This window comes from Chitinophaga sp. 05T412 (genome assembly GCF_056396465.1).
The window spans coordinates 404972-419654 of record NZ_JBFTLN010000003.1 but is presented as its reverse complement, the minus strand read 5'-3'; the positions used below and the strand labels follow the sequence as shown (position 1 = coordinate 419654).

Genomic DNA, 14683 nt, shown 5'->3' with positions numbered 1-14683 from the left:
CACCCATTCAATTTTCAATTGTACACCAAAACAATTTTTTTTCAATCTACCTGTTATGCCACATTATCATAAACTCGGACAAATACCGCATAAACGCCATACCCAGTTTCGCAAACCGGATGGCCAGCTGTATTCGGAACAGTTGTTTTCCACGGAAGGATTTTCGTCTCACTCCAGCTTATTATATCACTGCCATCCACCTACGGAAATTGTGAAAGTAGATGAGCCTTATTCCGTAGCCCCTAAGGTAGCGGAAGAAAAGATGCTGAAGCACCGCAGTTTCATGGGCTTCAACATCAAACCGGAAGACGATTTTCTGCAAAGCCGCAAAGCAGTACTGGTCAACAGCGACCTCCATATTGTACTCGCCTCTCCCCGTAAAAGCATGGAAGGATACTTCTACAAAAATGCAGATGGAGATGAAATGATTTTTGTACACGAAGGCAGCGGCGTGCTGAAAACACAATACGGACAACTGGAATTTGGCTACGGCGACTACCTCGTGATACCACGTGGTACTATTTACCAGATCTCTTTCAACAGCGCAGACAACCGCCTGTTTATCGTAGAATCGTTTAGCCCTATCCGCTATCCAAAAAGATACCTGAGCAAATACGGGCAACTGCTGGAGCATTCACCGTATTGCGAGCGGGATATCCGCCAGCCGCAAAACCTGGAAACCATTGATGAAGCGGGCGACTTCCTGATCCGCATTAAAAAGAAAGGCGTGATATATCCGATCCACTACAAACACCATCCGTTTGATGTGGTAGGATGGGATGGATGCGAATATCCATTCGCCTTTTCCATTCACGATTTCGAACCCATCACCGGCCGCGTGCATCAGCCGCCTCCCGTGCATCAAACGTTTGAAGGCAACAACTTTGTGGTGTGTTCTTTCTGCCCCCGCTTGTTTGACTACCATCCACAGGCTATTCCGGCGCCTTATAACCATAGCAACATCGACAGCGATGAGGTATTATATTATGTAGATGGCGACTTTATGAGCCGTAAGCATGTGGTACGTGGTATGATCACCCTTCATCCGGCAGGTATTCCGCATGGTCCGCATCCGGGCGCAGTGGAGAAGAGCATCGGCGCAAAAGAAACGAAAGAACTGGCAGTCATGGTAGATACTTTCCATCCCCTGCAAATCACGGAAGAAGCGCTGGGTATCGAAGACGGCAGCTACGTAATGAGCTGGGCAGAATAACAAATTAATTTGAACGGCAACCAACCACCTTATAAACACCAAAACAATTGAATGTTATGGAAACAGCATTAATGAATGCAGACAACTTAACTGGTCAGCAGGATTTTTTACCACTCAACGGAACAGATTATGTTGAGTTTTATGTAGGCAACGCCAAACAGGCCGCCCTTTACTACAAAACAGCTTTCGGTTTTCAGTCGGTTGCTTATGCAGGCCCTGAAACCGGTGTAAGAGACAGAGTATCCTATTTACTGGTACAAAATAAATTACGTTTTGTACTCACTACTTCCCTGTTACCCGATACGGAAATTTCCCGTCATGTTGCTAAACATGGCGATGGTGTAAAGGTACTGGCATTATGGGTAGACGATGCCCGGTCTGCCTATGAGGAAACCGTGAAACGCGGTGCTACACCGTATATGGAGCCCACTGTAGAGAAAGATGAATTTGGAGAAGTAGTACGCAGCGGCATTCATACTTACGGCGATACAGTACACGTATTCGTAGAACGTAAAAACTATAAAGGATTATTCCTGCCAGGCTTCAAAGCATGGAAAACCGACTATAATCCAACAGATACCGGCTTGTTGTATGTGGACCACTGTGTGGGTAACGTGGGTTGGAATGAAATGAACACCTGGGTGGAGTTTTACGAGCGCGTAATGGGCTTCAGAAATCTGCTCTCTTTCGATGATAAGGATATCTCCACCGAATACTCTGCGCTCATGAGTAAAGTAATGAGTAACGGTAACGGACGTGTGAAATTCCCGATTAATGAACCCGCAGAAGGTAAGAAGAAATCGCAGATTGAAGAATACCTGGATTTTTACGGCGGCCCTGGTGTACAACACGTGGCCATTGCTACCAATGATATCGTGAAAACTGTATCAGAACTGCAACGCAGAGGAATAGAATTCCTAAAAGTGCCGTCCGATTATTACACCACGCTGTTGGATCGCGTAGGTAAAATTGATGAAGACATTGCGCCATTGCAGGAACTGGGTATCCTGGTAGATAGAGATGATGAAGGTTATCTGCTGCAGATCTTCACCAAACCTTTGCAGGACAGGCCAACCGTATTTTTCGAAATTATTCAGCGCAAAGGAGCACAGTCTTTTGGTAAAGGCAACTTCAAAGCCCTGTTTGAATCTATAGAAAGAGAACAGGCATTGCGCGGCAACTTATAATTTCTMTATGCTTGCTTTAGTGCTCCTGTAACGGAGCGTCCATCGGTCCCGGCTGATGAAGTTTACAACTATCTAATACGGAAGGGTGTCTCCAATTAATTTTGAGATACCCTTCTTGTTTTGATAATCAACGGGTTGGAAGTTTTTTAAAAAAAAGTTAGCCCTCCACTGCACCTATGAAGCCTTCTCTTCACTCTTTATTCATGAAGGCAGTTAACTGAAGTAACAATGAAAAATTAAAATTTTAAATTATGTGTAAGATTTTACGCGAATGATGCCGCTTGTCCTTGTTTTTCATGATGCAGTATGAAAAAGGATAGAAAATTAAATATTTTTTATTCTTGGTTTAATAAATATTTATTATTTTTAATGTGTATTTATTAACCATATGAAAAACGCTAGTAGAAGTATCGGCTTATGTTAAGTCATTTATTGTTAACAACTTAATAACCTCTGTTAACAAACTAATAACCACTTCTCTTTGCTGTTCGCCATAATTTTGCGTCTTCTTTACACAAAGTAGCAATGTAGTATTTGTAATTTTAATAATATAATCTATGCTCAACACTTCTGCTGCCCAACGGGCCGGGTTTGCCGTATTGGTAATGGCATCAACATTTGTTTTCTCATCCTTCCGCTCTGATAAGAGCACTCAACCTGGTACTTATCTGCATAAAATATCATCTCCTGCTGGTCAAACTGTGCTGGAATATAATGCCGATAAAACCATTCAAAAAATCACGCAGTTCCGTAAAACAGAAAACGCTGCTTACACCGATGTAGTGCTGCCTGTATACGAAAATGGCCGCCTGGTAAAAAGCCTGTTTGCGGACGAAGAAAAGGCGACTACCGGTGACCTCTACACGTCGTTTGATTATGCCGGCGACAAAGTAGCTAAAATCAGCTATTACCGTAATAACGCGGTACATACTTACGATTCACTGGTGTATAATGAAAATGGCAAACTCGCTGTTCGCTACCAGTTCGGAAAAAATCCAGTAAAAGGTAACTGGGAAAATACCGGCTACCAACAACTGACCTGGGATAACGATGGTAACGTTGCACAAATGGATAACTACGGCAAACAACCCGGCTACTCCAAATTTGTACATACTTCTGCGGTTACTTACACTTACGACAAACAGMAGAATCCTCAGCAGCAACAAGCGGAACTGGGCTACCTGACAGACCTCAGCGCTGCTAATTTATCTGCTCACAACATCCTGACCGAAAATATCAGCAGTGTTAATTCTTCCCGCGTAATCACCAGCACTTATTCGTACGCCTATAACGGTGCGAAATATCCGGTGCGTGGTACTTACACTTCCGGAATGGACGCGGCTGTAGTAAAACTGGAATGGATTAAGCTACAGTAAAGTAATAATCGCTTAACTTTACAATATAAAAATAACTGTTCCGTTTTTTATGAGGATACAAACGCTGTTCGGTGTATTGTTTTTGTTAGGTGGGATTTTCCAGGCTTTTACGGCTATATTGATCTATCAGGGGCACAAGCACTATATATTGAAGATTGCCAGCAAGAAAGTGAGTATGGTAATATATTTTATTTTTGCCCTCTTATTGTTTTATCTTGCCTACGTAAATCTGGTTTAAATATTAAAATTTTGTTGAATTAGTATATGAAGCGACTTGTTGTAATCGTTTTGGTTTTATTGGGTGCAGGCAACCTGTTTGCCCAGCAATCCTTCCTCGAAAACCAGAAAATGTTTCCCAAAGTAGGGGAGGCATACCGTGAGAAGGAAGAGTTGCTGAAGAAAGAGTTCGAAAAGAAAGGACTGACTTATCCTGCAAAGTATATGTTTATCCGCTCGTTCAAGCTCGACAGCGAAATGGAAATTTGGGTGAAAAATAACGCATCCGATACGTTCCGTCTGTTTAAATCGTACCGTGTTTGTACACTGTCCGGTAAAATGGGCCCTAAACGCAAGGAAGGCGACCGCCAGGTACCAGAAGGCTTCTACTATATCAACGACTTCAATCCAAATAGTAACTACCACCTGTCGCTCGGTATCAACTATCCCAATTTTTCGGATCGTATCCTGAGTGATGCCAAAAGTCCAGGTGGCGAAATTTATATTCACGGTAACTGTATCACCGTAGGTTGTATCCCGTTAACAGATGAATTCATCGACGAAGTATACATCCTCGCGGTAAATGCCAAAAACGCCGGACAGGACTTTATTCCGGTACACGTTTTCCCCGTGAAATTTGGCAACACCGGGTCCATGAATTACCTGGGTACATTTACCCTGACTGACAGCTCCTCCAAGCAATTCTGGACAGAACTCAGAAGCGCCTACGATTATTTTGAAAAACATCACCGCCTGCCGGTAGTACTGGTAGATGATAAAGGGAAATATGTGATGTAAGCAGCGATCCGAAGTTTTATTTAATGGAAAATATTTTGGGAGATAAGTAACGCTAAAAGCGTTGTTTATCTCCCAAATTTTTTTCAAGCTAACTCACCCGGAAAACATTTAAAATCAAACAGTTCGGTTATTAAAAACCCCCTTAGTGTAACTTTTACACCATTATTCCTGCCTTTTACACATATTAATTTGGATTTTACCGATTTTTTTTCCAACTTGTTCGGAGGTCAAATCAATTTACCAGTATGCACAGAAGAGACGCAATAAGGAATGTGGCGATTTTGTTGGGCACCGCCATTTCCGCTTCCACGTTATCAGCCTTAGAAAGCTGCACAGGCTCCGCACCGAAAAACTACGATTTACATAAGCCGGAAACCAAAACGTTACTGGCCGAAATCGCGGACACGATCATTCCACGAACCGATACGCCAGGCGCTAAAGATGCCAAAGTAGAGGAATTCATCATTGTAATGATGAATGATTGCTATAAAAAAGAAGACCAGCAGGTATTCCTGGATGGCCTCTCGAAAATTGACGCCGCCAGTAAAAAAGAATTCAACAAAGGGTTCATGGACATCACCCCTGAGCAACGTACCAAAGTGCTCACGGCCATTGAAGAAGAGCGCGTGACCTACAACAAGCGCAAAGACAAAAAAGAAGGAGATCCTACCCATTACTTCCAGTACCTGAAAGAACTAACCCTACTGGGTTATTTCACCTCAGAGCAAGGCGCTACCAAAGCACTGCGCTATGTGCCTATTCCAGGTAAATACGAAGGCTGTATTCCTTACACCAAGGGAGAAAAAGCCTGGGCAGTATAACACTTCTTTTTTACGCTTAAATCTGATCTTACATGAACCTGAATATAAAAGCACAGGACGAGCATACCTATGATGCCATTGTAATTGGCTCGGGTGTGAGCGGTGGATGGGCAGCCAAAGAGCTGACTGAAAAAGGACTCAAAGTATTAATGCTCGATCGTGGTAAACCGCTGGAGCACGTGAAAGACTATGACACGGCTACCAAAGATCCCTGGCAATTCAAACACAGAGGACGTATCACCGTTGATCAGCGCGAAACACACCCTAAGCTGAGCCGCGATTACCCTTACTCTGAACACAACGAAAAATACTGGATCAACGATTCAGAAAGTCCATACAACGAAGTAAAACGCTTCGATTGGTATCGTCCGGATATCGTGGGTGGTAAATCCATTATGTGGGGACGTCAGTCGTACCGCCTCAGCGATATCGACTTTGAAGCCAATCTGAAAGATGGTATCGCGGTAGACTGGCCTATCCGTTATAAAGATATTGCCCCGTGGTACGATTATGTAGAGAAATTTGCCGGTATCAGTGGTACCCGCGAAGGCCTGCCACAGCTCCCTGATGGCCAGTTTATGCCCGCCATGGAAATGAACTGCGTGGAAAAAGATGTGAAGAAATCCGTAGAAGACAAATTCAAAGGCCGTATCATCACCATGGGCCGCGTGGCTAACATCACACAACCATTACCTGGTCGTGAAAAATGTCAGTACCGCAACCTTTGCAGCCGTGGATGTCCGTTTGGCGCTTACTTCAGCACACAATCATCTACACTGCCTGCTGCCAGAGCTACCGGCAACCTCACACTGCGTCCTGATTCCATCGTAAACTCCGTGATCTACGATGAAAAAGCAGGGAAAGCTACCGGCGTAAAAGTGATCGACAAACACACCAAACAAATGGTGGAATACTACGCTAAAATCATCTTCATCAATGGCTCCACACTGGGCTCTACTTTCGTGATGATGAACTCTATCTCTTCCCGCTTCCCCAACGGATTAGGAAATGATAGTGGCGTACTCGGTAAATACCTGATGGATCACCACTTCCGCAACGGCGCCTCCGGCACTGCTGAGGGATATGACGATAAATATTATTTCGGTCGCCGTGCGAACGGTATCTATGTACCACGTTACCGCAACATCGGCAGCGACAAACGCGACTACATCCGCGGATTTGGCTACCAGGGCGGCGCCAGTCGTTCAGGATGGAGCCGTGGTATTGCTGAAATGGGCGTAGGTAAAGATTTCAAAGAGATGCTCACGGAGCCCGGTAAATGGGGTATTGGCCTGGGCGGTTTCGGCGAATGCTTACCTTATGAAGATAACAAAGTAACATTGGACAACTCCGTGAAAGATGCATGGGGCCAACCAGTACTGAAATTCGACGCCGAATTCAAAGAGAACGAAAAGAAGATGCGCGTAGACATGATGAATGATGCCGCAGAAATGCTGGAAGCAGCCGGCATTAAAAACGTGAAAACATACGACAACGGTTCTTATCCAGGTATGGCGATCCATGAAATGGGTACCGCACGTATGGGCCGTGACCCGAAAACCTCTGTGCTCAATGGTTTTAACCAGATGCATGCGGTGAAAAACGTATTCGTAACGGATGGTTCTTTCATGACGTCGGCTTCCTGCGTAAATCCTTCCCTCACGTATATGGCCATGACAGCCCGTGCAGTGGATTACGCGGTGAAAGAATTAAAGAAAGGCAATATTTAACATTATCGTACTTAGCGGTCAGGATATAGCTTTTTAGTGCAAGGCTATATCCTGGCCGCTAATCACTTGTAACTCCCTCGTGATATGAACCTGAATATAAAAGCGCAAAAAGAAAATACCTACGATGCTATTGTGGTGGGATCTGGCATCAGTGGCGGATGGGCCGCGAAAGAGCTGAGCGAAAAAGGACTGAAAACCCTGGTGCTGGAAAGAGGCCGCAACGTAGAACATATCAAAGACTATACTACCGCGTTGAAAGCGCCCTGGGAATTTGCCCATCATCTCCATACTACCAACGAGATGCGTGAGCAACATCCCATCCAGAGCCGCTGCTATGCTTTCGATGAAGCTACCCAACAGTTCTGGGTAAACGATAAAGAGAATCCTTACAACGAAGTAAAGCCTTTCAACTGGCTTCGTGGTTATCACGTAGGTGGCCGCTCACTGATGTGGGGCCGCCAGGTATACCGCTGGAGCGACCTTGATTTTGAAGCCAACGCGAAAGATGGACATGGTGCTGACTGGCCTATTCGTTATAAAGACATTGCTCCCTGGTATGAATACGTAGAAAAATACATCGGGGTAAGTGGACAGGCGGAAGGCTTGCCACAGCTGCCGGATGGCGTTTTTCTGCCACCGATGGAAATGAACTGTCTCGAAAAACATGTGGCAGCAAGGGTAAAAGAAAAGTATAACGACCGTATCATTACGATTGGTCGCGTAGCCCATCTGACAAAAGGATTGAAAGATCGTGGTCCTTGCCAATACCGTAATCTTTGTGCGCGTGGTTGTCCGTTTACGGGCTACTTCAGCAGCAACGGGGTTACACTGCCTGCTGCTGCCGCTACCGGCAATATGACGCTGCGTCCGGATTCTATTGTATTGGAAGTGTTGTATGATAAAGATAAAAGCAAAGCTACCGGTGTAAGAGTGATGGATTCCCACACGTTGCAAACCGTAGAATATTATGCAAATATCATTTTCCTGAATGCCTCCACACTCGGTACCAGCTGGATTATGATGAATTCCGTATCTGATCGTTTCCCGAATGGTTTTGGAAACGACAGCGGACAACTGGGACATAACCTGATGGATCACCACTTCGGCGTAGGCGCTGGTGGCAGCTTTGAAGGCTTCCAGGATCAGTATTATAATAGTGGTCGCCGTCCTAACGGCATCTATATCCCACGTTTCCGTAACACCAACGCCCAAACCATGCGCACCGATTATGTACGTGGATTTGGCTACCAGGGCGGTGCCGGCCGCGACAGAGGTACCAGCTGGGAAGGTATTGGCGTACAGCTGAAAGCGTCGCAAACAGAGCCTGGCATGTGGAATATGGGTGTTGGCTCCTGGGGTGAACATCTGCCTTATTTTGAAAATAAGGTGACCATGAACAAAGAGAAGAAGGACAAATACGGATTACCAACATTAGACATCGACTGCGAATTTAAAGCGAATGAAATGGCCATGCGTAAAGACATGCAGGCAAGTGCCATTGAAATGCTGGAAGCAGCCGGTTTGAAAAATGTAGGCGGCTACGACGAAGCGCCACCTCCGGGACATTGTATCCATGAAATGGGAACGGCCCGTATGGGTAAGGACCCTAAAACATCGGTGCTGAATGGTTTTAATCAGGTACATGCTGCAAAGAATGTATTTGTAAGCGATGGCGCCTGCATGGCTTCCTCTTCCTGCGTGAATCCCTCTATCACCTATATGGCGCTTACCGCCAGGGCATGTGATCATGCCGTTAATGAACTAAAGAAGGGGAATATTTAATTCGTTTCCCTGCGTTGATTTTTTTATAGTGGGTATTTTATTTTCGGAAGTATTTCCGGAAATAAAGTACCCACTTTTCTGTGGACCTTGAAATATTTGGCGTATTTTGTACGCTTATCTGCAACTTATTTGAACAATGAAGAAAGTAATTTTAAGCGGCATGCTGGCGCTGTCTTGCTGGGTGGGACAGGCAGTACAGGCACAAAACAAACATTCCTTTGCCTTAAGTAAAACTGATTTTATGCTGGATGGTAAACCATTCCAGATGATTAGCGGTGAAATGCATCCGGCACGTATTCCACATGAATACTGGCGTCATCGTATTCAGATGGCGAAAGCAATGGGCTGTAATACTATTGCGGCGTATGTTTTCTGGAATTATCATGAGCCGGTGAAAGGGCAGTTTGATTTCAGCAGTGGCAATCACAATATTGCGGAATTTATCAAAATAGCACAGGAAGAAGGAATGTGGGTATTACTTCGTCCGGGACCTTATGTGTGTGCGGAATGGGAGTTTGGCGGATTACCACCTTACCTGTTACAAACACCAGACATCAAAGTACGTTGCATGGACCCCCGTTATATAGCGGCAGTGCGCACTTACGTAAATCGTTTGTCGAAAGAAATAAAACCGTTACTGGTGACTAATGGCGGACCGGTAGTGATGGTGCAGATAGAAAATGAATACGGTAGCTATGGTAACGATAAAGAATATCTGAATACCTTAAAGGAAATGTGGGTGAAGAAGGGTATCAATGTACCGTTTTACACCGCAGATGGCGCCACCGCTTACATGCTGGAAGCAGGTGGAGTAGAAGGGGCTGCCATTGGGCTGGATTCCGGTGGTTCCGAAGCTGATTTCGCTGCTGCTAAAAAGCAAAACCCGAATGTTCCTGCATTCAGCAGTGAATCTTATCCGGGTTGGTTAACCCATTGGGGAGAGCAATGGCAACGCCCGGGCATTGAAGGTATTTCCAATGAGGTGAAATTCCTCATGGATACCAAACGTTCTTTTAATTTGTACGTGATTCATGGTGGTACCAACTTTGGTTATACTGCCGGCGCCAATTCCGGCGGTAAAGGCGGTTATGAGCCCGATGTAACCAGTTACGATTATGATGCACCTATTAACGAACARGGAGCCGCGACGCCTAAGTACGAGGCTTTGCGTCAACTCTTAGGTACCTATCTCCCGGAGGGTAAAAAATTACCGGCTATTCCGGCGCCGATTCCTACTATTACCATCCCTGAATTCCAACTCAGCGCATTTACTTCCGTATGGGATCATTTGCCAACCGCCACACATACGCCACAACCTAAGCCGTTTGAAGCTTTCGGACAGGACTATGGCTTTATGTTATACAAAACTACATTGATCGGACATAAGAGTGGTAAGCTCACCATTAAGGATCTGCATGATTACGCTACCATTTTCATCAACGGAAAATATGTAGGTAAACTGGATCGTCGTTTGGGAGAAAAAACCATTGATATTCCGGTGAGCGATGTACAAAACCCTGTGCTGGAAATCCTCGTGGAAGGCATGGGCCGTATCAACTTCGCAGACGCCATCATCGATCGCAAAGGGATCACAGATCGTGTAGTCCTCAACGGTATGACCCTGATGAACTGGGACGTATACGGTTTACCAATGACAGAAAAATTTGTGGAAGACCTTAGCGCTTCCGCCAGCAATACCACTAAACCCGGACAGTTCTTTAAAGGTTCTTTTAACCTCGACAAAACCGGGGATACTTATATTGATATGTCTGCCTATAAAAAAGGTATTGTATGGGTAAATGGTCATAACCTGGGCCGTTTCTGGGAAATAGGACCACAAAAGAGACTGTACTGCCCGGCTCCGTGGCTGAAGAAAGGTGCTAATGAAATTGTAGTATTCGATTTACACCAGGAAGCCGCAGCACCGGTATCCGGCGCAGCAACGCTGTAAAGCAAAAAGCATAAAGCGGAAAGCAAAAAGCTATTGAAGCGATTGATCAACTTGTATAATATTCACAAGCTCAATCGCTTCAATAGCTTTTTGCTTTCCGCTTTATGCTTTCCGCTTTTTTTTTCCCTGCCTTGCTTTTAACAGCGAAAATTGGTAACTTAGAAAGACTGGTTTTTCATTTTTTTACTGTCTTAAAAGGCTTGCCATGGGAAAAGTACGTAATATCCTGCAGGTAAAGGGTCATGCAGTATACTCAATAAACCCGGACAATACCGTTTTTGAAGCCCTTGAAATGTTAGTTGACCGTAACGTAGGGGCACTTACGGTAGTTGATAGTCAGGAGCACTTCCTCGGCATCTTTTCAGAACGGGATTATGCCCGCAGAGTTATACTAAAAGGACGAGCCTCCAAAGAAACCCTGATCCGCGAAATCATGACGGAGCACCCCATTACAGTTACGGAAGAACATTCCATTGAAGACTGTATGGCGCTCATGACAGATAAACGAATTCGTCACTTGCCCGTTGTAGATGCGCAAGGCAGGTTAATTGGTTTGATATCTATTGGGGATGTGGTGAAGTCTGTTATAGATGACCAGCGCCATATCATCAACAGCCTGGAGCATTATATCACCGGAACACATAGATAAAGCAGAACGCTAAAAGCTAAAAGCATAAAGCTATTGAAGCGAATGATAAGCGGGAGTATTAATATTTACTCTTCCGTTTTTATCATTCGCTTCAATAGCTTTATGCTTTATGCTTTATGCTTTACGCTTTTAGCTTTATGCTAAAAAAATCATCCCGCTCTGTTCTGCTCATCGGTAGTACCTGTTTTGCGCTCTCTGGCGGCTTTGATAGTGGCACTTCCAAATTTATAGGTGAAGGTAAGATTCACGGTTCTGAACTGCCAGGTATTGAAGATACTCAGATTCAGGTTTGCGAATTCGGCCGCACCACGATAAGCTTCATTGCGAAGGATATTATTGTAGCTCACCTTTACTGTAGCTTTCTTATCCAGGAACATCTTTTGTACGCCCAGGTTTAGGTTGTACTGGCTGTAACCTCTGAAAATACCGAAGATAAAAGGAGAATTGTAATAGCCCATTACTTCTACTTTGATATCATGCGGCAATGTAATGGTATTGGTACTGCTGATATAATAGTTAAAGTTATATCGGAAGTAAGGTACATTAGTCGTTGGATCGTCGAATTTATATTGATTATAGGACAGATCTACGCTATTATCGCTGGTCCACCACTTGGTTACCTGTACGGGGAGTGTCAGCAGCAGACTATATATATCTGTTTTGTCGTAGTTACGCTCTGTGCTGATAGACGCTTTAGTGCTATCGTTTTGCGTAATAAATTCTTCCATCATATCCTTAATTCTGGAGTATCGCAGCGTGGCAATATACTTATCTTTAAAGGTATAGGATAATTCCGCGATGCTACTGTATTGAGGTCTCAGGTAAGGGTTACCTTTGAAATAAGTGTATTTGTCAAGGTAGAACATAAAAGGATTCAATTGCCCATATTGTGGCCGTTCAATTCTGCGTGACATCGCAAGACTGACTTTATTTTTATCATTTATTTTTTGTTCTATGTTAATGTTCGGAAAGAAGTCTGTGTAGGAACGTCTTACATAGTTGTCTGTAGAAAATGAATGTCCGGTGGATTGGGTGTGTTCTACTCTTAGCCCAAGTTGAATGGCTGTTTGGTGTATTTGCTGCTTGTAGTTTCCGTATGCGGCATATACATTTTCCTGGTAATTAAACCGGTCGCTCAGCGATGGAGCGGGAACGAAAATACCTTTATACAGGGAGTCAAATTCTAAGGCATTTGTAGTGGTAACAAAACTGCCTTTAACACCGGCTTCCAGCTTGGCATTTTTACTGAGAGGCCAGCTGATGTCCGCTTTTAAACTTTTGATTATTACCTGGGTGCCACCAATTGTTTGTATACTATTAGGGTTCCTGTTTAATTGTGTATGCGTGTCAAATAAACTGTCGTGTAATATCATTAAGCGGTGGTTGTTGAACTGGGCATAGTCCGCATCAAAACTGATTTCACGGCCCCCCGCCGTATCAATAACGCCTTTATAGTTAAGGTTGAGGGCTATGTTGTCAAATTTGTTATTATTAGTAGTGATCGAATTTACCAAAGAATCTGGTGGCAGATTGGGTTTACCCAGATGGGTCTGACTATAAATCTGGTTGTCAAATGAATTTTTAAAGCCATTTGCCAGCACTCCAATCGTATGTTTATCGTTGATAAAATAATCCATACCTACTTTGAGATAGTTATTTTTGAAGCGATTGCGCTGAAATATGTCCTGTTGCATATAAGTGGTGCTGCCGTCACTTTCCTTTACTGTCCGGTGATAGTCGCGGGTAACCATCCGGGGATAATCGCCCTGATCAAAGTTTCCGAAGATGTTAAATTTCTCTGTTCTCCAGTTAAGGTTACCAGATATGCCATAACGGCCATACTTTGATTGGGTAAGGGTAGCGCTGATACTACCATTGATCCCTGTCATTTTCCCTTTTTTTGTTTTGATATTGATGATACCACCATTACCGGAGGCATCGTATTTAGCAGAAGGGCTGGTCAGGATTTCTATTGAAGCAATACTTTCCCCGGGAGTAGTTTTCAGGAGATTGGTGAGCTGTTCGCCGCTTAAATACGTCAGTTTACCATCGATCATTACGGTGACGCTTTGTCCCTTCAGTGTTACGTTTTCGTTGTTATCTACCTGTACACCGGGTGCTCTGCGCAACAGATCCAGGGCCGTGTTACCAGAGGCAGCCATGCTGTTTTCTATATTCATCACGGTTTTACCTGCAGAGCTTTCTATATAAGGTTTCTGGGCAGTTACATTGACGGCCTGCAGGTTTTTACCCAGCGGAGGCAATGTCATATTCGCGAGGGCCACGGTTTTATGGGCGGCATCTATTTGAAAGGCAGTACTGTAGGAGGTGGTATAGCCCATTTGGGAGGCTTGTACAAAGTAATGTCCGGTGGCAATTTTGTCGAATGAGCAGCTGCCATTTTCGGCGGTCATTTCTCCTTTTACGAGGGCGGAGTCTTTCGTCTTCCGCAGCATCACGCTGGTGAAGGGGAGGGGCTTGCCCGCATTATCTGTTACGGTAAGGGTAATTTTTCCTGTAGCGTTAGATTGTTGTGCAAAAGCCGCGTAGGTGCAACAAAACAGCATTCCCAGGGCTACGATGATTGTTTTCATACTATCGTTTCCGTTATATGTTTTCTCAAAAGCTAAACCAGTAAATAAGTAGGGGCTTACATGCTATTTCTTCGGGTAACTATGCTGAAAGTATCTGAATACCAGGTCCATCATATTGTTTGCTGTTTCCAGCGGCATTTTCTCTTTGTCATTCACTATGCAGGTAGTATTGGCGGTAGCAGTGGGCGTTGCCCGGAAATTTCCGAAGGTAATCAGATATATAGGCAGTTCATACGGCCGGTTAACCGCGTGATGACCACGGGCTGCCAGTTTTCCTCCCAGGACCACCATGAGCAGCAGGAAAGTACCCAGGCCTAAAACGATAGCAACTTTTTTCATACCTCATTCATTTTAACTAAAGACGAA

Annotated in this window: 11 protein-coding genes; 9 read left to right on the top strand and 2 right to left on the bottom strand. The window is 44.4% G+C overall.

Going from position 1 to position 14683, the window contains the following annotated elements:
- The first annotated feature begins 55 nt into the window (after positions 1 to 55).
- The 9 genes from AC1DFM_RS08990 (at position 56) to AC1DFM_RS08950 (ending at position 11723) form a co-directional block, all read left to right on the top strand.
- On the top strand, positions 56 to 1213 hold the full coding sequence (locus AC1DFM_RS08990; protein WP_477076376.1) for a homogentisate 1,2-dioxygenase: 1158 nt from the start codon (positions 56 to 58) through the stop codon (positions 1211 to 1213).
- A gap of 56 nt (positions 1214 to 1269) precedes the next feature.
- Positions 1270 to 2400, top strand: a complete 1131-nt coding sequence (gene hppD / locus AC1DFM_RS08985) for a 4-hydroxyphenylpyruvate dioxygenase (RefSeq protein WP_477076375.1) — start codon at positions 1270 to 1272, stop codon at positions 2398 to 2400.
- A gap of 557 nt (positions 2401 to 2957) precedes the next feature.
- Positions 2958 to 3776, top strand: coding sequence for a hypothetical protein (locus AC1DFM_RS08980; RefSeq protein ID WP_477076374.1), 819 nt, complete (start codon positions 2958 to 2960; stop codon positions 3774 to 3776).
- Positions 3777 to 4040: 264 nt separating this feature from the next.
- Positions 4041 to 4790 carry a L,D-transpeptidase family protein gene (locus AC1DFM_RS08975; protein ID WP_477076373.1) on the top strand — a complete coding sequence of 250 codons (750 nt, stop codon included), beginning with the start codon at positions 4041 to 4043 and terminating at the stop codon, positions 4788 to 4790.
- Between the two features lie 245 nt (positions 4791 to 5035).
- Complete coding sequence (locus AC1DFM_RS08970; RefSeq protein ID WP_477076372.1) at positions 5036 to 5611, top strand: gluconate 2-dehydrogenase subunit 3 family protein; 576 nt, start codon at positions 5036 to 5038, stop codon at positions 5609 to 5611.
- A 32-nt stretch (positions 5612 to 5643) separates the two neighbouring features.
- On the top strand, positions 5644 to 7341 hold the full coding sequence (locus AC1DFM_RS08965; RefSeq protein WP_477076371.1) for a GMC oxidoreductase: 1698 nt from the start codon (positions 5644 to 5646) through the stop codon (positions 7339 to 7341).
- Between the two features lie 84 nt (positions 7342 to 7425).
- Positions 7426 to 9123 (top strand): GMC oxidoreductase, encoded by a 1698-nt coding sequence (locus AC1DFM_RS08960; protein ID WP_477076370.1) that lies wholly within the window; start codon positions 7426 to 7428, stop codon positions 9121 to 9123.
- 136 nt (positions 9124 to 9259) lie between these two features.
- Positions 9260 to 11074 (top strand): glycoside hydrolase family 35 protein, encoded by a 1815-nt coding sequence (locus AC1DFM_RS08955; RefSeq protein ID WP_477076369.1) that lies wholly within the window; start codon positions 9260 to 9262, stop codon positions 11072 to 11074.
- A gap of 205 nt (positions 11075 to 11279) precedes the next feature.
- Positions 11280 to 11723 carry a CBS domain-containing protein gene (locus AC1DFM_RS08950; protein WP_477076368.1) on the top strand — a complete coding sequence of 148 codons (444 nt, stop codon included), beginning with the start codon at positions 11280 to 11282 and terminating at the stop codon, positions 11721 to 11723.
- A 149-nt stretch (positions 11724 to 11872) separates the two neighbouring features.
- Here the strand turns inward: AC1DFM_RS08950 and AC1DFM_RS08945 are convergent, their stop codons facing one another.
- Together AC1DFM_RS08945 and AC1DFM_RS08940 are read right to left on the bottom strand one after the other, a co-directional pair.
- Positions 11873 to 14317, bottom strand: coding sequence for an outer membrane beta-barrel protein (locus tag AC1DFM_RS08945; protein WP_477076367.1), 2445 nt, complete (start codon positions 14315 to 14317; stop codon positions 11873 to 11875).
- A gap of 63 nt (positions 14318 to 14380) precedes the next feature.
- Entirely contained in the window at positions 14381 to 14656 is a 276-nt protein-coding gene (locus AC1DFM_RS08940) for a hypothetical protein (protein ID WP_477076366.1), read from the bottom strand.
- Positions 14657 to 14683 lie beyond the last annotated feature (27 nt).